General features: G+C 66.5%; 18 protein-coding genes. 12 read left to right on the forward strand and 6 right to left on the reverse strand.

Annotated elements, in window-relative coordinates; all coding sequences use genetic code 11:
* Window positions 1-357: 357 nt before the first annotated feature.
* The 4 genes from ilvD to HPT29_RS19850 all read left to right on the forward strand — a co-directional run bounded on the left by ilvD (window position 358) and on the right by HPT29_RS19850 (window position 4,605).
* Window positions 358-2,187, forward strand: a complete 1,830-nt coding sequence (gene ilvD, locus HPT29_RS19835) for a dihydroxy-acid dehydratase (RefSeq protein WP_173948843.1) — start codon at window positions 358-360, stop codon at window positions 2,185-2,187.
* 143 nt (window positions 2,188-2,330) lie between these two features.
* Window positions 2,331-2,630: a hypothetical protein gene (locus HPT29_RS19840; protein WP_173948842.1), complete on the forward strand. Its 300-nt coding sequence runs from the start codon at window positions 2,331-2,333 to the stop codon at window positions 2,628-2,630.
* Window positions 2,631-2,768: 138 nt separating this feature from the next.
* Complete coding sequence (gene sugE / locus HPT29_RS19845; protein WP_173948841.1) at window positions 2,769-3,086, forward strand: quaternary ammonium compound efflux SMR transporter SugE; 318 nt, start codon at window positions 2,769-2,771, stop codon at window positions 3,084-3,086.
* 25 nt (window positions 3,087-3,111) lie between these two features.
* Window positions 3,112-4,605 carry a sensor domain-containing diguanylate cyclase gene (locus tag HPT29_RS19850; RefSeq protein ID WP_173948840.1) on the forward strand — a complete coding sequence of 498 codons (1,494 nt, stop codon included), beginning with the start codon at window positions 3,112-3,114 and terminating at the stop codon, window positions 4,603-4,605.
* A 249-nt stretch (window positions 4,606-4,854) separates the two neighbouring features.
* On the opposite strand, the gene HPT29_RS19855 is transcribed toward HPT29_RS19850, so the two are convergent.
* The 4 genes from HPT29_RS19855 to HPT29_RS19870 form a co-directional block, all read right to left on the reverse strand.
* Complete coding sequence (locus HPT29_RS19855; RefSeq protein ID WP_173948839.1) at window positions 4,855-7,284, reverse strand: hypothetical protein; 2,430 nt, start codon at window positions 7,282-7,284, stop codon at window positions 4,855-4,857.
* Window positions 7,285-7,499: 215 nt separating this feature from the next.
* On the reverse strand, window positions 7,500-8,870 hold the full coding sequence (locus tag HPT29_RS19860; protein WP_173948838.1) for a glutamate--cysteine ligase: 1,371 nt from the start codon (window positions 8,868-8,870) through the stop codon (window positions 7,500-7,502).
* A gap of 176 nt (window positions 8,871-9,046) precedes the next feature.
* Complete coding sequence (locus HPT29_RS19865) at window positions 9,047-10,186, reverse strand: carboxylate-amine ligase (RefSeq protein ID WP_173948837.1); 1,140 nt, start codon at window positions 10,184-10,186, stop codon at window positions 9,047-9,049.
* Window positions 10,187-10,361: 175 nt separating this feature from the next.
* Entirely contained in the window at window positions 10,362-11,108 is a 747-nt protein-coding gene (locus HPT29_RS19870; protein ID WP_173948836.1) for a 16S rRNA (uracil(1498)-N(3))-methyltransferase, read from the reverse strand.
* A gap of 204 nt (window positions 11,109-11,312) precedes the next feature.
* On the opposite strand from HPT29_RS19870, the gene HPT29_RS19875 reads away from it, so the two are divergent.
* The 7 genes from HPT29_RS19875 to lpxK all read left to right on the forward strand — a co-directional run bounded on the left by HPT29_RS19875 (window position 11,313) and on the right by lpxK (window position 16,964).
* A complete protein-coding gene (locus HPT29_RS19875) occupies window positions 11,313-11,789 on the forward strand; it encodes a hypothetical protein (protein ID WP_173948835.1) in 477 nt (158 codons plus the stop codon).
* A gap of 17 nt (window positions 11,790-11,806) precedes the next feature.
* The gene (gene ubiA, locus HPT29_RS19880) at window positions 11,807-12,736 is read left to right on the forward strand and encodes a 4-hydroxybenzoate octaprenyltransferase (RefSeq protein WP_173948834.1); all 930 of its coding nucleotides are present in this window, start codon (window positions 11,807-11,809) and stop codon (window positions 12,734-12,736) included.
* 82 nt (window positions 12,737-12,818) lie between these two features.
* Window positions 12,819-13,622 carry an inositol monophosphatase family protein gene (locus tag HPT29_RS19885; protein ID WP_173948833.1) on the forward strand — a complete coding sequence of 268 codons (804 nt, stop codon included), beginning with the start codon at window positions 12,819-12,821 and terminating at the stop codon, window positions 13,620-13,622.
* A 60-nt stretch (window positions 13,623-13,682) separates the two neighbouring features.
* Window positions 13,683-13,916 carry a DUF4170 domain-containing protein gene (locus HPT29_RS19890; RefSeq protein WP_173948832.1) on the forward strand — a complete coding sequence of 78 codons (234 nt, stop codon included), beginning with the start codon at window positions 13,683-13,685 and terminating at the stop codon, window positions 13,914-13,916.
* A 14-nt stretch (window positions 13,917-13,930) separates the two neighbouring features.
* The gene (locus tag HPT29_RS19895; RefSeq protein WP_173948831.1) at window positions 13,931-14,665 is read left to right on the forward strand and encodes a lysophospholipid acyltransferase family protein; all 735 of its coding nucleotides are present in this window, start codon (window positions 13,931-13,933) and stop codon (window positions 14,663-14,665) included.
* Window positions 14,662-15,951 carry a 3-deoxy-D-manno-octulosonic acid transferase gene (locus tag HPT29_RS19900; protein WP_173948830.1) on the forward strand — a complete coding sequence of 430 codons (1,290 nt, stop codon included), beginning with the start codon at window positions 14,662-14,664 and terminating at the stop codon, window positions 15,949-15,951. The genes HPT29_RS19895 and HPT29_RS19900 overlap by 4 nt, the downstream gene beginning before the upstream one ends.
* Window positions 15,951-16,964: a tetraacyldisaccharide 4'-kinase gene (lpxK, locus tag HPT29_RS19905; protein WP_173948829.1), complete on the forward strand. Its 1,014-nt coding sequence runs from the start codon at window positions 15,951-15,953 to the stop codon at window positions 16,962-16,964. The genes HPT29_RS19900 and lpxK overlap by 1 nt, the downstream gene beginning before the upstream one ends.
* A 9-nt stretch (window positions 16,965-16,973) precedes the next feature.
* On the opposite strand, the gene HPT29_RS19910 is transcribed toward lpxK, so the two are convergent.
* Complete coding sequence (locus HPT29_RS19910; protein ID WP_173948828.1) at window positions 16,974-17,195, reverse strand: DUF2093 domain-containing protein; 222 nt, start codon at window positions 17,193-17,195, stop codon at window positions 16,974-16,976.
* Window positions 17,196-17,265: 70 nt separating this feature from the next.
* On the reverse strand, window positions 17,266-18,840 hold the full coding sequence (gene xseA / locus HPT29_RS19915) for an exodeoxyribonuclease VII large subunit (RefSeq protein WP_173948827.1): 1,575 nt from the start codon (window positions 18,838-18,840) through the stop codon (window positions 17,266-17,268).
* A gap of 188 nt (window positions 18,841-19,028) precedes the next feature.
* On the opposite strand from xseA, the gene purD reads away from it, so the two are divergent.
* Window positions 19,029-20,306 carry a phosphoribosylamine--glycine ligase gene (gene purD / locus HPT29_RS19920; protein ID WP_173948826.1) on the forward strand — a complete coding sequence of 426 codons (1,278 nt, stop codon included), beginning with the start codon at window positions 19,029-19,031 and terminating at the stop codon, window positions 20,304-20,306.
* The last annotated feature ends 23 nt before the right edge of the window (window positions 20,307-20,329 follow it).

The raw sequence follows: 20,329 nt of genomic DNA on the forward strand, positions 1-20,329 counted from the left end.
TCAAGGCGTTGCAGCCTGGTGATCGGCAGAAGGCCCCTCGACGTCATCACCGGCCCTGCACGGGTGATCCCGCTCCCGGAGGCGCTGCGCTCTTCCGATCGGGATGGCCGGGACAGGCCTGGCCATCACGGACGAACCGCCAAGCCTCAGCAATTCCATTGCGGCAAAGCAGGCGCGACCACAAGGAATGGCAATTTTCCTTGCAAGTCACGCAATTTCAGTCGAACAAGGCCGCAAAGTTCAGCGCGTCGTGCGGACCCGGATGGTCGTGGGCCATGATGCGCCGCTTAAGGGATGGAGCATCGGATCGATCCCAAAAGTGCAACGACTTTTGGGTCCAATGCTCGAGGGGAAACCATGCCAGCCTATCGTTCTCGCACCACCACCCACGGCCGCAACATGGCAGGGGCCCGCGGCCTCTGGCGGGCGACCGGAATGAAGGATTCCGACTTCGGCAAGCCGATTATTGCGGTGGTGAACTCCTTCACCCAGTTCGTGCCGGGCCACGTCCACCTCAAGGACCTGGGCCAGCTCGTGGCGCGTGAGATCGAGAAGGCCGGCGGCGTCGCCAAGGAGTTCAACACCATCGCGGTGGACGACGGCATCGCCATGGGCCATGACGGCATGCTCTACTCCCTGCCCTCGCGGGAGCTGATCGCCGATTCCGTGGAATACATGGTCAACGCCCATTGCGCCGACGCCATGGTGTGCATCTCCAACTGCGACAAGATCACGCCCGGCATGCTGATGGCCGCCCTGCGGCTCAACATCCCGGTGGTGTTCGTTTCCGGCGGCCCGATGGAGGCCGGCAAGGTCGTGCTCAATGGCGTGACCAAGAAGCTCGACCTCGTGGACGCCATGGTGGCGGCCGCCGACGATAAGGTGGCGGACGAGGACATCAAGGTCATCGAGCGCTCCGCCTGCCCCACCTGCGGCTCGTGCTCGGGCATGTTCACGGCCAATTCCATGAACTGCCTCACGGAGGCGCTAGGCCTGTCGCTTCCCGGCAACGGCTCGACGCTCGCCACCCACGCCGACCGCCGCCGCCTCTTCGTCGAGGCCGGCCACCTGATCGTCGACCTCGCCCGCCGCCATTACGAACAGGACGACGCCAGCGTGCTGCCGCGCGCGATCGCCTCCTTCGCGGCCTTCGAGAACGCCATGACCCTCGACATCGCCATGGGCGGGTCGAGCAACACGGTGCTGCACCTGCTGGCCGCCGCCCACGAGGCGGAGGTAGACTTCACCATGGCGGATATCGACCGCCTGTCGCGCCGCGTGCCGGTGCTCTGCAAGGTCGCGCCCGCCGTCGCCAACGTCCACATGGAGGACGTACACCGGGCCGGCGGCATCATGGGCATCCTGGGCGAGCTCGACCGCGCCGGCCTCCTCGACACCTCGGTGCCGACGGTTCATTCCGAATCCCTGAAAACGGCCCTCGACCGGTGGGACGTGCGCCGCACCAACAGCCACGCCGTGCACGAGTTCTTCAGCGCCGCGCCCGGCGGCGTGCCGACCCAGGTCGCGTTCAGCCAGGAGAGCCGCTACGACAGCGTCGACACGGACCGGGCCGCCGGGACGATCCGCGACAAGGACCACGCCTTCTCGCAGGACGGCGGCCTCGCGGTCCTGTCGGGCAATCTCGCCCTCGACGGTTGCATCGTGAAAACGGCCGGCGTCGACGAGAGCATCCTGGTGTTCTCCGGCCCCGCCGTCGTGTTCGAAAGCCAGGACGACGCGGTGAGCGGCATCCTGAACGGCAAGGTGCAGGCCGGCGACGTGGTGGTGATCCGCTACGAGGGGCCGCGCGGCGGCCCCGGCATGCAGGAGATGCTCTACCCCACGAGCTACCTGAAGTCGAAGGGACTGGGTAAAGCCTGCGCGCTCATCACCGACGGTCGCTTCTCCGGCGGCACCTCGGGCCTGTCCATCGGCCACGTTTCGCCGGAAGCCGCCGAGGGCGGCACCATCGGGCTCGTCCAGGACGGCGACCGGATCGAGATCGACATCCCGAACCGCCGCATCAGTCTCGCCGTCGACGAGGCCGAGCTGGATCGCCGCCGCGCCGCCCAGCAGGCGAAGGGCTGGCACCCTGCCGCTCCCCGCAAACGCAAGGTCTCGGCGGCCCTCAAGGCCTACGCGATGCTTGCCACCAGCGCGGCCAAGGGCGCGGTCCGGCAGATCTGACGCGAACCTGCCGCGTTCCTGACGAAAGCGGCGCCGGATGAATCCGGCGCCGCCAAAGGTCCCGGGCGGGCACCCGGCCCTTGACGAAACACTGTCTCCTGGAGTCCTGTGGGGAGAGACCCAAATCAGCCGCAGGATCCTGAATGACCCGCCTCGCCCTGACCGTCAGCCTCCTTCTCCTGGCCGGCTCCGGCTTCGCCCAGGAGGCGCCGGACGGCAACGCCCTGCAGCTGACCGTCCGGCCCTCGGGCTACGAGGCCGAGGCCAACGAAGCGACGGCCCGGCAGGAGAGGCTGCTCAGGCGGCTCGAACAGAGCGACCACATGATCCGGTCGATCTGCATCAATTGCGGCGACTCGTGGAAGCACCAGATCTACGCTCCCTTCAATCCCCTGGCGTCCCTCGGCCGTTCCGGCCAGCCGTCGGAAGAGACCGGTAACTAAGCCGGCAGACAGCACTTTGGCCGCGCCTGGATCGTATTGAGAAGGTTTTCCCGACCCTCTATATTCGGAGAGGTGAGGACGACCTCGCACCTTCATGACTCCGGTGGGGACGGCCCTGCCAATGACGGAGGTCCTGTCATGGCATGGACTTGGCTCGCTCTTGCCGGCTTGTTCGAAATCGGCTGGGCGATCGGCCTGAAATACACGGATGGCTTCACCCGCCCGGTCCCGTCCGCTCTCACGGTCGTGAGCATGATCATCAGCGTGCTGCTGCTCGGAATCGCGCTGAAAACCCTCCCCGTCGGGACCGGCTATGCGGTCTGGACCGGGATCGGCACGGTCGGAACAGCCATTCTCGGCATCATCCTCTTCAACGAGCCCGCCACCGCCATGCGCCTCGTCTGCATCGGGCTGATCGTGGCCGGAATCCTCGGCCTCAAGTTAGCCTCAGGCTAGCCTCGGCGGTTATGGTGCGGGCCTCATGACTGCATTCGCTCACATCAGGCCGAAATCGGCGGCACGAGGGCTCAAGGCCTTCGTGGCCGTGGTCTGCCTCGTGATCGTCGGCCTCGAGGGCTGGCGCGACTGGAGCGAGCGCGAGCAGGAAACCGCCCGGATCAGCGCCGAGACGGTGAATCTCGCCAAATCGCTCGTCCAGCATGCCGAGGATACCTTCGAGGTGGCGGACGCGCTTCTGGTGGACGTGGTCGACCGGGTCGAGATGGGCGGCGTCCTTCCCAACGCGGTCAAGAGGCTGGACACCTTCCTGGTCGAGCGGGTGCAATCCCTGCAGCGCATCAAGGCGCTGTCGGTCTATGAGAACGACGGTTTCCTCCTGACGAGCTCCCTGCCCGGGCACCGGGGCAAGGTGAACGTGGAGGACCAGGCTTTTTTCCGGCACCACAAGGAATCCACCAGCAGCGACTGGTTCCTGGGGCCCCTGATCCGCGATCCCCTCGGCGGAGACTGGGTTCTGACCCTGTCCCGCCGCATCGACAAGCCGGACGGCAGCTTCGGGGGCGTCGTCCAGGCCAGCATTCCGCCGCGTTATTTCGCCAATTTCTTCGGCCGCTTCGATGTCGGCACGCAGGGCAGCATCACGCTCATTCACCGGGACGGGACGGTCCTGTCGCGCTCCCCCTACATCGAGCGCGCCATCGGATCGAGCATCTCGAGCGATCCGCTCTTCAAGGAAAAGCGGGGCTCGGGCTCCTACGACTACGTCTCCCCGTTCGACAACGTGGCCCGCATGGGCGGCTACCACCGCAACCACGTCTTCCCCATCGGGGTCCTCGCGTCCGTGGGCCGGGACGAGGCTCTGGCGAGCTGGAACCGGGAATTCATTTTCCGCGGCGTGGTCATCAGCCTGCTCGTGGGCACGCTGGCCACGCTCGGCTGGGCCCTGGCGGCGGAGCTGCGCCGGCGCGAGGAGACGGAGGCCGAGCTCTCTGTGCTGGCGGTCACCGACGGCCTGACGGGACTGGCCAACCGGCGCATGTTCGACAAGCAGCTCGAGACCGAATGGCTCCGCGCGTCGCGGGAGAAGTCGCCGGTTTCCCTGCTGCTCATCGACGTGGACCAGTTCAAGGCCTACAACGACATCTACGGGCACCAGGCCGGCGACGAATGCCTGCGCACCCTCGCCCGGGCGGTGGCCAGCGCGGCCCGCAGGCCCGGCGATCTGGCGGCCCGCTACGGCGGCGAGGAGCTCGTGGTCCTCCTGCCGGATCTGGACGAGGACGGCGCGGCCCTCGTGGCCGAGGACATCCGGGCGAAGGTCGAGGCGCTTCGCGTGCGCCACGAGGCCAGCTTCCCGTCCCGGATTCTCACGGTCAGCATCGGCAGCGCGACCCGCATTCCGAGCCTGGACCGGACCCGGATCGGTCCGGCGGACCTGATCGCCCTCGCGGACGACGCGCTCTACAAGGCCAAGCAGGCTGGCCGCAACCGCGTCGCGACCGCCAAGGCCGCCTGAGAACGAGCACGAATCCTCGTCGAGCGGTTGCGCATCCCCCTGACCTCATCATCGACCCCATGCCGGCCATGACGAGCAGGGTGCGATACTGGATGTCGGGCTCGCGGCTGACCTTGCTACTCCTCTTCCCGTCATCACCGGCCTCGTGCCGGTGATCCCGATCGTCTGAAACGCGGCGCTCTTCCGTATCGGGACGGCCGGGACTGCTCCCCGGATCAAGTCCGGGCCCGGCCATGACGGGATTGAGCGTCAGATGACCAGGAAGTCGTTGGCCGCGATGGCCTTGTGCGCCCCGATATGGGCGAAGACGACATGGCCCCCGGCCTTGCTGCCGTTGGGGTCGTACCACAGGTTGCCCGTCTTGGCGTCGTAGCCGACGTGATCATTGCCGTCGAGCGCCTTGGCGGCCTTGACGAAGTAAGCCTTGCTGAGCCCGCCGGTCTTCTTCAGGGCCTTGAAGACGGCATTCTCGAGCTGGATCGTGTCGTGCTTGGCGTTCCAGCCGATGATCTTGTCCTTGTTGCCCGACTTCGCCGGGGCGGTGTCGAACACGAACACGTCCTTCCCGTCGCCGCCGGCGAGCGTGTCGTTGCCTGCCCCGCCGAAGAGCGTGTCGTCGCCCTTGCCGCCGCTGATGGCGTTGCCGGCGGCGTTGCCCTTGATCCGGTTGGAGAGAGCGTTGCCGGTCAGGCTGATGGCGTCCCGGCCGCTGGCCGTGAGATTCTCCACGTGATCGGCCAGGGTATAGCCGATGCTGGCGACGACCTCGTCGGCCGCACCGCCGTTGGACATCTCGATCACGCGATCACCTGCGTTGTCGACATGGTAGGTGTCGTTCCCGGCGCCTCCCGTCAGGACGTCAGCGCCGGCCATGCCGTTCAGGACATCGTCCCCGAAACCGCCGACGAGCGAGTCGCTCCCGGCCGACCCGACGGCGTTCTCAGGGTTCACGTCGCCGACCGCGACGACGACATCCTTCTCGAAGCTGAGACCTCCGCCGTCGGTGACCTTGATCTTGATCGTGTGGGACCGGGCCTGCTCGTAGTCGAGCAGGAGGCCGTTCGCCACCTTGAGCTGGCTGCCTTCGATCGTGAAGCGCCCATCCGTCGTTCCCCAGGTCCCGTCCGCCTTGAGGATCTGGAACGTGAAGGTGCTGCCGGGGGCGTCCGTGGCCGAGAGGTCGCCCACCTTGCTGCCGTTCGCCGCCAGTTCGAGAACGGACGAGCCCTGAAGCACGATATCCGTCGGCCGCTGGTTCGGCTCGGGTGGCACGGTTGCCGCACGATCGATGTCAAGTTGCACGATCTTTTCGCGGCGGCCGGGATCATCAAGGATGACGAAGAGCGAGCGTGTGCCTGCCCCACCCTCGCCATCGTTGCGGTAGGTCAGAGACTGGATGACCTTTTGCACTCGCTCGGGCGTCGCATTCCCGTTGAAATAGACGCTGATGGAGATGTCGTTGTCGTAGAACTCGCCGATATGGGTTCCATCGACAAAGAGCTTCTGTCCGGATGAAGGGGAGCCGACGAGCGAAATTCCGTTCGACGCATCGATCCCCAATCGGTCGTTCTGGTCAGCTCCGGGAAGAAAAACACTGAGCGTTCTGATGAGGCCGTCATCGGCGCTGAGACCGGCGTTTCGGCCCGTGTCGAGAAAGGTCAGCTTTCCCCGTTCCGCGTGGATTGCGGCTTCGCCGAAGGCCGTCAGCTCAGGGGCATGATGCGTCGTCGTTCGGCCGCCTGCCGTAATCGTATCGATTCCATGCCGATGCAGGATCAGCCGTTCGGGATCGGTGAGCGTTCCGGATTTCAAGATCAGCGTGTCAGCGGCCGTGGCATAACCGTAGACGTGCTGCGCCAGATCGAAGGTATCGACCGTGATCTCGGCATGGTCGGATCGCAGATGGATGTCGAAGCCCGAAATCGTCTTGCCGGTCAGATCGACATCCATGCCGTCGATGAAGAGCCTGTCGCCTCCGGCTCCACTGCCCTTTCCATCGATCCGCCGAAGATCCTCCAGCTGCTCACTTCCGATGATGATCAAGTCATCAGTCGACGAGCCTTCGAGGGTTTCAACACTCGTGAACTTGTTCATGGAATCAAGGCGGTAATATCCGCCAGTCAGGCTGAGGGTATCGTTGCCCGCTCCCCCATCCAGTTCGTCGCCTGAGCCGATCGCATCCTCGCCGGCCATGAAAACGTCGTCCCCGGCCGTTCCCTGGATGCTGTCGCCGACAGTGAGCTCGAACTGAGCATAAAGGTTGTTGCTGTCGGTCAGGGCAACCGTCAGGTACCGGGTATTCGAGAAACCGGTTTCGGTCGATTCGTCGGTGTATGTCAGCGAGCGGACGAGAGTTTGAACCCGCTCGGCTGTTGCATCGTCATTGAACTCGAATTGGAGGAGGTCCTGATCGGCATAAGAGACAAATCCGATTTCGACGCCTGCAACGACGATCTTCTCGCCCGTCTCGAGACCGTCCGGGAACTCGACCTCCCCCGCTGCAGTGCGAACACCGAGAACATCGGTTACCTCGTGGGAGCCGAAGTAAACATCGAGGAACCGGATGGGATGGTCTCCTTCCACAACGACCGCGTCGGTTCCTCGATCGATGAAAACCGTTTCCCCGGGCTCGCGAAGAATAGACGTAAAACCAAGGTTGAGTATCTGCGGACCGGCCATCGTTCATCTCCTCTTCCGGGTTCGGTCCTGACGAGGAGACTTGGCATAGTTCCTGGGCAGGGACCGTTCGACCGGATGCTTCAATGAACGTTATTAAGTTATATAAATCGATAAGAAAAGTCCCCTATCGAAAATCGATATAGTACGCGTGGAAACGGGTCATCTTCAGCGTCCAGAAGGGTAGGAGCGGCAGGGTTCCTGCCGCTCCCGCGTTTCTAGAACACGCATTCCTTGAAGGCCGGCAGGACCGAGCCGTTCCATTCCCCATGGTAAAGCTCCAGCAGGCGCTCGGCCTGGGTGCGGCCGGAGGCGACGATCTCGTCCGCATAGGCGAGATGGCGGGTCTCGTCACGGCCGGAATCATCCCGGTAGCCGCGGCGCTGGAGGCCGGTGCGTGCGAGCGCGAGGGCGTCGCGGGCGACGTCCTGCACGGAGCGGCCGGCGATGCGGGCCTTGAGGGCCTGCGTCGGCACGGCGGCGCGCAGCCGCTCGCGCTCCTGGGCGGTCCAGCCCTTCACCAGCTCCCAGGCCCCGTCGAGGGCGGTCTCGTCGTAGAGGAGACCGGTCCAGAACGCCGACAGGGCCACGATGTGCTCGAGGTTGCCCACGTCGGCGCCGCGCATCTCGAGGTAGCGTTTGAGGCGCACCTCCGGAAACACGGTGGACACGTGATTGGCCCAGTCGGAGCGCGTCGCGCGCTCGCCGGGCAGTCGAGGATGCCGGCCCGCGAAGAGGTCACGGAAGGACGAGCCCGCCACGTCGTGATAGGTCTCGTCGCGCTTGACGAAATACATCGGCACGTCGAGCACCCAGTCCACATAGCGCTCGTAGCCGAAGCCGTCCTCGAACGCGAAGGCCATCATGCCGGTCCGGTCGCGGTCGGTGTCGAGCCAGATGGCGGAGCGCATGGACAGGTAGCCGTTGGGCTTGCCGTCCGTGAAGGGCGAGTTGGCGAAGATCGCCGCGGCGACCGGCTGCAGCGCCAGCGAGACGCGCAGCTTCTTCACCATGTCGGCCTCGGACGCGTAGTCCATGTTCACCTGCACGGTGGACGTGCGGTACATCATGTCGAGGCCGAGCGAGCCGACCTTCGGCATGTAGTCCGTCATGATGCGGTAGCGCGCCTTCGGCATCACGGGGGTCTGGGCCCGGGTCCAGAGCGGGCTCATCCCAAGGGTCAGGAAGCCGAGGCCGAGGCCCTCGCCAACCGCCTTCGCGTCGGCGAGGTGTTGCGCCGTCTCGCGGGCCGTGTCGTGCAGGGTCTCGAGCGGAGCTCCCGACAGCTCGAACTGCCCGCCCGGCTCGAGCGAGATCGCGCCGCCGTCGGTCTCGTCGGCCAAGCCGATCGGGCGATCGTTCTCCAGGATCGGCTCCCAGCCGGTGCGCGCCTGCAACCCGTCCAGGAGCGCGCGGATTCCCCGGCTCCCCTCATAGGGAACGGGCGAGGCATCGGCCGTGTAGAATGGAATCTTCTCGTGTTCGGTGCCAAGCCGCCAGGCCTCGCGCGGCTTCTCGCCGGAGGCGATCCATTCCACGAGCTCCGACCGCGCACCAATGGGGGTCGTATCGGATACGTCCCGCGCCATGCATCACCTCATCAAAAAGCGCGTTCAAGGCGCGCCGACTCAGGGTCGGGACTCAATAAGGGGCTTAAGGCCAAGGCGCAATGAGGGGGGACGGCAGAAAGCGACGGGGGCGTCGCCACCCTCGTCGCGGCATCGGACGTGAAGCGCGGATGCCACCTCGGGATCCGCACGGCACGCTAATGCCGGATTGCCGTTTCCCCCGTGGTTTCCGCACTGAGCCAGTCGACCACGCCGGCAAGCGCATCCCGGTTCGACAGGCCGCGGCCGACCGCTTCCGTGAAGAGCGTCAGCTGCTGGTCGGCGCTGGTGCCGCGGGCCACGATCCAGCGGGCGAGGTCGAGCTCCCGCTGGCAGCCGAGCACCTTGGCGTCCTCGGCCACGAGGTCGAGGGTCTCGTCGAGGAGCTCCCGCACGGGCTTGGCCCTGCGGGTCTTCTCGTCCACGAAGCTGCCGTGGATGCCGTAGCGCTGGGCCCGCCAGCCGTTCTCGTCGTTGATGGCCCGCGAGGCGCCAGTCTGCCCGGCGTTCAGCGAGGTATCCAGGCTCAGGCGGCGGACGAGGCAGCGGTAGAGGGCCGCGATCGCGATGGTGTCGTCGAGGCGGGTGCAGCTGTCGGCCACGCGCAGCTCAAGGGTCGGATGCTTCAGCGACGGCCGGATCACCCACCAGACATAGCTCGAATTCTCGATGGCGCGGGCCGCCACGAGGGTGTCGATGTAGCGCTGGTAATCCTGCGCGCTCTCGAACAGATCGGGAAGGCCCGTGCGCGGCAGCTCGCGATAGGCGGCCAGCCGGTAGCCGAGCAGGCCCGTGCGCTGCGCCTGCCAGAATGGCGAGGAGGTCGACAGCGCGAGCAGGAGCGGCAGATAAGGCTGGATCCGGTTCATGATGTCGACGCGCATGTCAAGATCCGGCACCTCCACATGGACATGCATGCCGCACAGGACGTTGCGGCTGCCCAGCATCTGCAGGTCGTGCATGACCTTCCCGTAGCGCGGCTGCGCCGTGGGACGCACCCGCGACCAGACGGCGAGCGGATGGGTGCCCGAGGCCATGATCGACAGGCCGAAATCACGCGCGACGGACCCGACCGACGAGCGCAGCGCAGCCAGCTGTGCCCGGGCATCGGCGAACTCCAGAGCGGGCTTGCTCGCGATCTCGATCTGCGGCTCGAGCATCTCGGGCTGGATGTCGCCCGAGATCTGGTCCCGGCAGGCGGCAAAGAATTCCTTGATTTTCCCCCTGGCGATATCCCGTTTCGGCGCATCGTTGACGAAGTACTCTTCCTCGATGCCGAACTTGAAGTCCCAGCTCATTTCCTTGGTGTCCTCTGTTCTTGTTCAGAAATGACCTTTCGCACATGCGGATCGGCCTGCGGCGACCGCGCCGAAACTCCGGCTCAATGGGGCCAGATTGGGGCGAATCGGCGCGAAACTGCTAAGCTTCTGAAGCTAGAGGCGGATCGGCTTTATGCGTTGTCGGACGACGAGGTCAGTTCCAATCGCCAAGCACGGACTGAACGATCGCCAGCGCGGCCACAGCGGCTGTGTCAGCTCGCAGGATTCGCGGACCCAACGATACGCAAACACATCTTTCGTGGGCGGCGACAAGCGCTCTCTCCTGATCGGTGAACCCTCCTTCGGGGCCCACGATAACGGCCAGACCAGCTTGATTGTTCCCAAGCTTGGCCAGGGCCGCCACGGGGTTGGAAACGGGCGCGTTCTCGTCGCAGAAGACGACCAGGCGGTCCTTGTCCAAGCCTTTGAGAAAACGCTCCAAATTCTCCTCTTCGCGGACCTCCGGAATCGACAGGATCCCGCATTGCTCGGCCGCCTCGACGGCGTTGCTGCGCATGCGCTCCAGGTTGACCCGGGAGGACTGCGTCCGCCGCGTCAGGACCGGCTGGAGAACGCCTGCTCCCATCTCCACGGCTTTCTGGACCATGTAGTCGAGGCGGGCATGCTTGAGCGGCGCGAAGGCGTAGATGATGTCGGGTGCGGCCCCCTGCTCCCGGGTCCGTTCCGCACAGACGAGGTCGGCGGCCTTGCGCCCCTCGACGGCCACCTCGGCCCGCCACTCCCCGTCCCGGCCGTTGAAGATCAGCACGGACTCGCCGGCCTTCAGGCGCAGGACGTTCAGGAGGTAATTGGCCTGCCCCCGGTCGAGGGGGATCCTGGCCCCGGCCTGGAGAGGGGTGTCGACGAAGAGGCGGGGGGCTTTGAAGTCGTAATCGGCCATGGGAACCTTCCGAACCGCCTCTCCTGTATCAAGTTCCCGAGCCCCGAGGGAGAGGCCGGGTCCGATCGGTCACGGAATATTCACGTGCCAAACGGCACAGCTTATGCCCAAGGCGACCTTTCGCCTCTTGGCCTCAAGGCCCTGAACCTGTTAACAGAACCCTGGCCTGCGAGACGTCGCGGGCCGAGTGAGGGAATTTTGGGCATGACGCATATCCGTTCGCATATCCTGGCTGCGCTTGCCGTCGCTGGCATTTTCGTGACGGCTCCTGCCTTCGCGCAGTCGAGCGCCTGCCAGGAAGGCCAGAAGATTCTGCAGGAGCGGCAGAACCTGATCCAGCAGGTCAACAAGCTCACCAATGGCGGCAAGAACAAACAGATCGACCCCCGCGCCGCCTGCACGGTCTTCACCAAGCTCGTGACGAACGGCGCCGCCGGCCAGAAATGGATGACCGACAACAAGGATTGGTGCCAGGTTCCCGATCAGCTGATCCAGAGCTTCTCCGAGGACCACAAGCGCTCCCAGCAGTTCAAGGGTCAGGCCTGCGGGGCGGCCGCGAAGATGGCCGAGATGGAAAAGCGCGCCAAGCAGCAGCAGCAGCAAGGCCAGCAGGGCGGCATCGCGGGAAAGATGGGGGGCGGCCTGACCGGCACCCTGACCGTCCCGAAGGGCGCCCTCTAAGCCCGGCCGTCTGAGCGATGGAGCCCCCTGCAGCGCCGTCCCTGCCCGATGCCGTCAAGGGCCATTGGGCCGAGCGGTGGGCGCCGGCGGGCCTCAGGCCCTATCTGCGCCTCGCCCGTATCGAGCGGCCCATCGGCTGGTGGCTGCTTCTCCTGCCCTGCTGGTGGTCGGCCGCACTCGCCGCTATCGCGGCCGGGCAGCCCTGGCCGAACCCGGTCCACTGCCTGCTCTTTCTGATCGGCGCCGTGGCCATGCGCGGGGCCGGCTGCACCTATAACGACATCGTCGACCGGGATCTCGATACCCGGGTCGAGCGCACCCGCCAGCGCCCCCTTCCCTCGGGCCAGGTCACCCTGAAGGGAGCCCTGGCCTTTCTCGCGCTCCAGGGGATCGTCGGCCTGCTGGTCCTGCTCCAGTTCAACGCCTTCGCGGTCGCGACCGGCTTCGCGTCCCTGGGCGTGGTCGCCCTCTACCCGTTCATGAAGCGCTTCTTCTGGATGCCGCAGATCGTCCTGGGTTTCGCCTTCGCCTGGGGGGCCCTGATGGGCTGGGCCGCCACCTTCGGCTCCTTGAGCCCGGCCGCCATCCTTCTCTATCTCGGCAGCATCGCCTGGGTGGTGGGGTATGACACGATCTATGCCCTGCAGGACATCGAGGACGACGAGATCGCCGGGATCAAATCCTCAGCCCGGTATTTCGGCGAGAACGTCAGGCTCGGCGTCGCCATCTGCTATGCACTGACCCTGGTCTTCGTCACCGCTGCCCTGGGCTTGGCCGGAGCGGGCCTCACGTCCTTCGCGGGCCTGGGTCTCTTCGCCCTTCACCTGGGCTGGCAAGTGGCGCGCATCGACCCCTCGGACGGGGCCGGCGCGCTGCGCCTCTTCCGCTCGAACCGGGACGCCGGTCTGATCCTGTTTGCCGCCCTCACCCTCGACTGCCTCGTCTAGGCGGGCGCGGCTCCTTCCGAAAAGAAAGGTTTGGGAAGGCGGGATATGGTATCTCCTGCCCATGGTTCCCATCTCAGGCTCGATGCCGTCTTCCTCACCCCTCTCCATCCCGTCCCTCGCACCTGCCGTGCGCGAGGCTGCCCGCCGGGCGGGGGACTTGGCCCTGCCCTATTTCCGCTCCGGCGCCCAGACGGCGGCCAAGCTCTGGTACAAGGGGCAAAGCTCCCCGGTGACGGAGGCGGACATCGCCCTCGACACCTTCCTGAAAGGCCATCTTTCCGGGCTGTTTCCCGCGGCCGGCTGGCTCTCCGAGGAGACCGCCGACGACCCGGCGCGCCTCGAGAAGAGCCATGTCTGGATCGTCGATCCCATCGACGGCACGAGGGCCTTTGCGTCCGGCCACCCGGACTGGGCCGTCTCCATCGCCCTGGTGCGGGACGGGAAGCCCGTGCTCGGCGTCCTTTACGCTCCGGCCCACGAGCGTCTCTATGAAGCAAGGCTCGGCGAAGGAGCCTGGTGCAACGGCGAGAGGCTGCAATTGCCGGCGGCCGGCAGAGTCCCGCCGCCCCGGGTCGCGGGCCCCAAGCCCCTCGTGGACCGGCTCGAACGCCACATGGGTCCGGTGGAGCGTCTGCCCAAAGTGCCGTCCCTGGCGCTCAGGCTGGCCCGGGTCGCCGATGGCTCCATCGATGTCGGACTCGTTTCAGCCCATGCCCAGGATTGGGACATCGCCGCTGCGGACCTCATCCTGCAGGAGGCGGGCGGACGCCTGACCGAGCTCGACGGTTCGACCGCGACCTACAACAGTCCCCATCCCGTGCATGGTGAGATGATTGCCGTTGCGTCACAGTTGCATCCTCGTGCTATTGGGGCCATGAGAGCCTGAACACCGTCGGCTCGTATTACCACCGATCCGTCCAACCCTCTTCAGAAGAGCCCTATCACCATGACCGACACGCCTGGCAAGCAACTCCTGCACCTGGTTTTCGGCGGCGAGCTCAACAGTCTCGAATCCGTCGATTTCAAGGATCTTTCCAAGCTCGACATCGTCGGAATCTTCCCGAACTACGCCAGCGCCCACATGGCCTGGAAGGCCAAGGCGCAGGCGACTGTGGACAATGCGCAGATGCGCTACTTCATCGTCCACCTCCACCGCCTGCTGGATCCGCAGAACGGCTGATCCCTCCTGTCACCATGGGCCTCGTCAAGCGCATCATCCGGTCTCGAGCGGTCCAGGAAGTCCTGGGTCTTCTCGTCGCGGGCTATCTCAAACTCGTGCAGCGCACGAACCGGTTCGTCATGGAGCCGGCGGATGCCTATGACCGGATCGAAATGCCCGTGATCGCCGCCATGTGGCACGGTCAGCATTTCATGATCCACTTCGCCAGGAGGCCGCAGGACAAGGCCGCAAGCCTCGTCTCCCGCTCGGGTGACGGCGAGTTCAACGCCATCGCGTTGCGCCATCTGGGGGTGCGGGCCATCCGGGGTTCCGGTGCCCGCGGCCGCGACATCCGCAAGAAGGGCGGGGCTCAGGCCATGCGGGCCATGCTCAGGGCACTGGGCGACGGGGAGATGGTCGTGATGACGGCCGACATCCCGAAGATCTCGCGGGTCTGCGGTCAGGGAATCGTGACTCTCGCCCAACTGTCGGGACGCCCCATCGTGCCGGTTGCCGTCGTCACCAGCCGCCGCATCGATTTCGACAGCTGGGACAAGGCGAGCATCGGCCTGCCCTTCGGCCGCGGCGCCATGGTGCTCGGGGATCCGGTCCCGGTGCCGCGCGATGCGGACGGAGAGACGCTGGAATCCCTCAGAAGAGCCGTCGAGAGGGAACTCGACCGGGTGCATGCGCGCGCCTATGATCTTGTGGGGTCGAAGGATCCGGGCGCGAAGCCCAGTTCCGTGCTCATGGGAGGCTCCCGGGCATGAGCTTCCCGATCATCTTCAAGGCGTACCGCACGGCCGTGTCCGTCCTGGAGCCGGCTGTGCTGGGTCTCCTCTATTGGCGCCAGCACAAGGGCCGCGAGGACCGGACGCGGCTCGGCGAGCGCCAGGGCTATCCGAGCCGGCAGCGGCCCAAGGGCCACCTGATCTGGGTTCACGGCGCCAGCATCGGAGAGACCCTGTCTCTGTTGCCGGTCGTGGAGCGGATGACACAGCGTGGCCTTGCGGTCCTCGTCACGTCGGGGACCAAGACCTCCGCGTCCCTGATCGCTCGGCGCCTTCCACCCGGGGCCCTGCACCAGTTTGTTCCGCTCGACGTGCCACGTTATATAAGACGGTTTCTGGACCACTGGCAGCCCGATCTGGCCCTGATTGCCGAATCCGAGATCTGGCCGAACACGATCATGTCGCTGTCGGAGCGAGATATCCCGCTCGTCATGGTCAATGGCCGGATGTCCGATCGATCGTACCGGCGCTGGCAGAAGATGCCGGGGATCATCCGGGGCCTTCTCGAGCGCTTCGCCCTCTGCCTCGCCCAGACGTCCGAGGATGCCGAACGGCTGGCGAGGCTCGGCGCCCCCCGGGTGATCGTGACCGGCAACATCAAGTTCGACGCGGCTCCCCCGCCGGCCGATCCGCGCGTGGTGGCGCATCTCTCGGGGCTGATCGCCGGGCGCCCGGTCTGGCTTGCGGCCAGCACCCACCCGGGCGAGGAAAGCGCGATCATCGCGGTGCATCGCGCGCTGGCGGCCCGACACCCTCACCTGCTCACCATCATCGCGCCGCGTCATCCCCATCGCGGCCCGGAGGTCGCCGGTCTGGCCGGACAGGCAGGCTTGCGGGCGAGCCGACGGTCCGAGGGCATTCACCCGGACCGCGCCACGGACGTCTACGTGGTCGACACGATCGGCGAGATGGGCCTGTTCTACCGCCTCTCGCCCATCGTTCTCATGGGCGGAACCCTGGTGCCGATCGGGGGCCACAATCCCATCGAGCCGGCCAAGCTCGGCGCTGCCATCCTGCACGGCCCTCATGTCCATACCGCGGCCGAGATCTACGACGCCCTCGATCGGTCGCGCGGCGCCGTGATGGTGAAGGACAGCGCCACCCTGGCCCGGGCCGCCAACGAATTGCTGAACAACGCGGCTCTGACGCGCGACATGGCCCGCAAGGCCGGAGACGCCGTGCAGGCCCTGGGCGGCGCTGTGGACCGGACCATGCAATCGGTCGAGCCCTTCATCGTGCAGGCGAAACTGGGGGCGCGCCGCTGATGCGGGCGCCGCGCTTCTGGTGGGCGCCTTCCCCATCGTTCCAGGCCGAGCTGCTGCGTCCGGCAGGCCTTCTCTACACCGCCGTCGCCGCACGGCGGATGCAACGGCCGGGCGAGCGGGCCGATCTTCCCGTCATCTGCATCGGCAACTTCACCGTCGGCGGCGCCGGCAAGACGCCGACAGCCCTGGCCGTGGCAAGGATCCTCGATGCCGCCGGCGAGAGCCCGGCCTTCCTGTCCCGCGGCTATGGCGGCTCCCTGCCCGGCCCGGTGCAGGTCCGGACGGAGCATACGGCCCGGGACGTGGGCGACGAACCCATCCTGCTCTCGGGCACAGCGCAGACCATCGTGTCCCGAAACCGCCCCGCGGGAGCGCGGTTGGCTCATGAGATCGGATCGACGGTCGTCATCATGGATGACGGACTTCAGAACCCCTCGCTGATCAAGGATTGCGCCATTGCGGTCGTCGACGGGGCAACCGGAATCGGCAACGGACTGCCCCTGCCGGCAGGCCCCCTGCGCGCCGTCATGGACGCGCAATGGCCCAAGACAGATGCGGTTCTCGTCATCGGCGAGGGAGAGCCGGGGCGCCGGATCGCCGAGGAGGCGGAGCGGCGCGACAAGCGCGTGTTTATGGCGAGGCTCGAACCGCCGATGGAGACCACAAGGTCTCTCAAGGGCCGGAAAGTGCTCGCCTTTGCCGGTATCGGGCGCCCCGAGAAATTCTTCGAGACCCTGCGGGGCTGCGGCGCACTCGTCGAGGCGGCTCGTTCCTTTCCCGACCATCATCGCTACACGGCGTCCGAGCTCACGGCTCTGCGCCGCGAGGCAGCGGAACGCGGGCTTCAGGCCGTGACGACGGAGAAGGATCGTGCGCGGGTCGGAGCCGTGAAGGATGCCAAGCCCTGGCCGGACCTGATGATCGTGCCGGTCCGCCTTCGAATCGACGACGAGACCGGGCTGCGAAACCTGCTCCTGCGCCGCATCAATGAAAGGCGCCTGCATGGCGCCTGAACGGCGGCGCTACGTCTGAGGGCCCTTCCCGCCGGTAATGCGCATCATCACCGCTTCTGGAGAGGCATAGGCCTCCTGCCGCTCGACGCTCCAGTACTTCAGCTCGTCGAGGGGAATCGCGACTCCCGTCACCGCGCAGCGCACATAGGCCCCGGGCTTCACGACCCGGAGGTTGCTGTCGAGATATTGCACGACGGCTTCGCCGCCGCTGCGTTCGATCTTGTTCAACATCGATGACATCGAGGAATGCGTTGCGCTGTCCTTCACATAAGCAGGCCCGGAGAGGATTTCCAATCCCCGTTCAGAACAAGGCGCCCTGCTCCTCTGCGACCACGAGCTTGGGCTTGGCCATCTTCGGCCGTGTGCCGATCCGGCCGCCGGTCGCGTCCGCCCGACCGTCGGCGAACTCGAGCACGAGCGCCTGGCCGTCCAGCACCGCATCCGCCGAGTTGAGGGGCTGACCGTCCGCATCGCGGACGAGAGCGAAGCCGCGCTTGAGCACCGACTTGTAGTTCAGGCTGTCGAAGAGCTTGGACACGGCCTCCAGCCTGTCGCCCTTGCGGGCGATCTGCCCCTGCAGCGCCGGGCCGAGGCGCTCGGCGACCCGTTGCGCGAGTTCATGAGCCTGGGCGAGGCGCGTCCGCTCGGCGCGCAGCAGCGTCTCTCGGGAGACGACCAGGCGGCGGCCGACCTGCTTCAGGCTCTCCTCGCGCAGGAGGATGGAGCGGCAGACCGCGTTGTGAGGGCGCGGCCCCACGGCATCGAGCCGGGCGCGCATGCGGGCGACATTGGCCACCGGCGAGACGTGGGCAAGCTGTCGCGCCACCTTGAGCAGCCGCTCCTCGTGGCCGCGAGCATTGCGGGCGAGCGCCGGATAGAGCTTGGCGGCGGCAAGATCGAGCCGCTGGCGCTTGGGCGAGACCAGGGCTTCGGGGCTGGGAAGCGCGCGGGCCGTGGCGCGCAGGTCCGAACGGCGGCGCTCCACGAGGCGGAGGGCGGCTTCCACATGGCGCCGAGACAGGTCGTTCACGGCAGCCATGAGCTCGACCCGCACCGGCACCACCATCTCGGCGGCGCCCGTGGGCGTCGGCGCCCGCATGTCGGCCGCATGGTCGATCAGGGTCCAGTCGGTTTCATGCCCGACCGCCGAGACGAGCGGGATGCCGCTCTCGGCCGCCGCCCGCACCACGATCTCTTCGTTGAATCCCCAAAGGTCCTCGATGGAGCCGCCGCCGCGGGCCACGATCAGCACGTCCGGCCGCGGAACAGGTCCGCCCGGCTCGAGGGCGTTGAAGCCCCGGATGGCGGCCGCGACCTCGGCCGCGCAGGTCTCGCCCTGCACACGCACGGGCCAGACCAGGACACGGCGCGGGAACCGGTCCTCCAGACGGTGAAGAATGTCGCGGATCACCGCCCCGGTCGGCGAGGTGACGACCCCGACGACCCGCGGCAGGAAGGGGAGCCGGCGCTTGCGCTCCTGGGCGAACAGCCCTTCCGCATTGAGCTTGCGGCGCCGCTCCTCCAGCAGCGCCATGAGGGCGCCGATGCCGGCCGGCTCCAGGGACTCGACGACGATCTGGTACTTGGACGAGCCCGGGAAGGTGGTGATACGCCCCGTCGCGATGACCTCCATCCCCTCCTCGGGGCGGATCCTGAGCTTGGCGAAGGCCCCCTTCCAGATCACCGCGTCGATGCGGGCGTTCTGGTCCTTCAGGCAGAAATAGGCATGACCCGAGGAATGGGGGCCGCGATAGCCCGAGACCTCGCCCCGCAGGCGGACATGGCCGAACGCATCCTCGAGGGTGCGCTTGAGGGCGCCCGCCAGATCGGAGACCGACCATTCGGGAGCATTGGAGGGAGCTTTGGCTGCGAACATGCCGTGAACCTAATCTTTCCGCCCTGGGCCTGCCAAGGGCGGCGGCGCAACAGGCCTTCACAATGGCGAGCTATCCCCTGTGCATTTCGCCGCGCCCGTCGATCGGGCCCCGGATCCGCACTTCGAGACTAGGCGCAGCAGCCCACAGGCGCTAAGAGCCCAAACGTCATCAGGGAGGGCTCGAGGCCATGAACATCCTTCTCATCGGATCCGGCGGACGCGAGCATGCTCTGGCCAGGAGCCTCTCGGCGAGCCCTCTGTGCGGCAAGCTCCTCGTCGCTCCGGGCAATCCCGGCACGGCGCAGCACGGAACCAATGTGGTGCTCGACGTAACCGACCATGGAGCGGTGATCGAGTTCTGCCGGGTCATGAAGATCGATTTTGTGGTCGTCGGTCCCGAGGCTCCCCTGGTGGCGGGCCTCGTAGACGACCTCGCGGCCGCCGGCATCAAGGCTTTCGGACCGAGCAAGGCGGCTGCCCAGCTCGAAGGCTCCAAGGCCTTCACCAAGGATCTGTGCGCGGAGTTCGGCATCCCGACGGCCGCCTACCGCCGCTTCACCGACGCGGAGGCGGCGAAGGCCTATACCCGCAGTTACGGCGTGCCGATCGTCGTCAAGGCGGACGGGCTTGCCGCCGGCAAGGGCGTGGTGGTCGCGACCTCGTTCGAAGAGGCCGAAGAGGCTATCGACATGATGATCGGCGGCGGCCTCGGCGCAGCCGGCGCCGAGGTCGTGATCGAGGCCTTCCTCGAGGGCGAGGAGGCGAGCTTCTTCGCGCTCTGCGACGGCACGCACGCGATCCCGTTCGGCACGGCGCAGGACCACAAGCGCGTCTTCGACGGGGACAGGGGCCCCAACACCGGCGGCATGGGGGCCTATTCGCCGGCGGCCGTGATGACGCCGGAGCTCCAGGCCCGCGCCATGCGTGAGATCATCGAGCCGACCCTGGCCGGCATGAAGGCGCGCGGCACGCCCTATACGGGCATCCTCTATGCAGGGCTGATGCTCACCGGAGACGGCCCGCAGCTCATCGAATACAACGCCCGCCTCGGCGATCCTGAAACGCAGGTTCTGCTGCCGCGCCTCAAATCCGATCTCGTGACGGCGCTGCTTGCCGCCTGCGATGGCGTTCTCAACAGCATCTCCCTGCAATGGGCGGATGAGGCGGCGCTCACTGTCGTGATGGCCGCGAAGGGCTATCCGGGTTCGGTCGAGAAGGGATCGGAGATCCGGGGCATCGACAAGGCCGAAGCGCTCGACGATGTCATCGTCTTCCACGCGGGGACGAAACAGGACGGCGACAGGATCGTTGCCAATGGCGGACGCGTGCTCAACGTCACTGCGCTCGGACGCACGATTTCCGACGCGCAGAGGAAGGCCTACGAGGCTGTCGCCAGGATCGAGTGGCCGAACGGCTTCTGCCGGAAGGATATCGGCTGGCGCGCGGTGGAGCGCGAGGGGGAGTGAGCATGAATTGATTCCATCGAGGG

Source organism: Microvirga terrae, assembly GCF_013307435.2.
In the GTDB taxonomy this organism is placed as follows: Bacteria; Pseudomonadota; Alphaproteobacteria; order Rhizobiales; family Beijerinckiaceae; genus Microvirga; species Microvirga terrae.

What these genes read in the sequence shown, in the direction of transcription:
- HPT29_RS19860 (WP_173948838.1), bottom strand. Translation starts at nt 8,870, where the DNA reads ATGGCGCGGGACGTATCCGATACGACCCCCATTGGTGCGCGGTCGGAG.
- HPT29_RS19895 (WP_173948831.1), top strand. Translation starts at nt 13,931, where the DNA reads ATGGGCCTCGTCAAGCGCATCATCCGGTCTCGAGCGGTCCAGGAAGTC.
- lpxK (WP_173948829.1), top strand. Translation starts at nt 15,951, where the DNA reads ATGCGGGCGCCGCGCTTCTGGTGGGCGCCTTCCCCATCGTTCCAGGCC.
- HPT29_RS19855 (WP_173948839.1), bottom strand. Translation starts at nt 7,284, where the DNA reads ATGGCCGGTCCGCAGATACTCAACCTTGGTTTTACGTCTATTCTTCGC.
- HPT29_RS19900 (WP_173948830.1), top strand. Translation starts at nt 14,662, where the DNA reads ATGAGCTTCCCGATCATCTTCAAGGCGTACCGCACGGCCGTGTCCGTC.
- xseA (WP_173948827.1), bottom strand. Translation starts at nt 18,840, where the DNA reads ATGTTCGCAGCCAAAGCTCCCTCCAATGCTCCCGAATGGTCGGTCTCC.
- ilvD (WP_173948843.1), top strand. Translation starts at nt 358, where the DNA reads ATGCCAGCCTATCGTTCTCGCACCACCACCCACGGCCGCAACATGGCA.
- ubiA (WP_173948834.1), top strand. Translation starts at nt 11,807, where the DNA reads ATGGAGCCCCCTGCAGCGCCGTCCCTGCCCGATGCCGTCAAGGGCCAT.
- purD (WP_173948826.1), top strand. Translation starts at nt 19,029, where the DNA reads ATGAACATCCTTCTCATCGGATCCGGCGGACGCGAGCATGCTCTGGCC.
- HPT29_RS19840 (WP_173948842.1), top strand. Translation starts at nt 2,331, where the DNA reads ATGACCCGCCTCGCCCTGACCGTCAGCCTCCTTCTCCTGGCCGGCTCC.
- HPT29_RS19850 (WP_173948840.1), top strand. Translation starts at nt 3,112, where the DNA reads ATGACTGCATTCGCTCACATCAGGCCGAAATCGGCGGCACGAGGGCTC.
- HPT29_RS19865 (WP_173948837.1), bottom strand. Translation starts at nt 10,186, where the DNA reads ATGAGCTGGGACTTCAAGTTCGGCATCGAGGAAGAGTACTTCGTCAAC.
- HPT29_RS19870 (WP_173948836.1), bottom strand. Translation starts at nt 11,108, where the DNA reads ATGGCCGATTACGACTTCAAAGCCCCCCGCCTCTTCGTCGACACCCCT.
- HPT29_RS19910 (WP_173948828.1), bottom strand. Translation starts at nt 17,195, where the DNA reads ATGTTGAACAAGATCGAACGCAGCGGCGGCGAAGCCGTCGTGCAATAT.
- HPT29_RS19890 (WP_173948832.1), top strand. Translation starts at nt 13,683, where the DNA reads ATGACCGACACGCCTGGCAAGCAACTCCTGCACCTGGTTTTCGGCGGC.
- sugE (WP_173948841.1), top strand. Translation starts at nt 2,769, where the DNA reads ATGGCATGGACTTGGCTCGCTCTTGCCGGCTTGTTCGAAATCGGCTGG.
- HPT29_RS19875 (WP_173948835.1), top strand. Translation starts at nt 11,313, where the DNA reads ATGACGCATATCCGTTCGCATATCCTGGCTGCGCTTGCCGTCGCTGGC.
- HPT29_RS19885 (WP_173948833.1), top strand. Translation starts at nt 12,819, where the DNA reads ATGCCGTCTTCCTCACCCCTCTCCATCCCGTCCCTCGCACCTGCCGTG.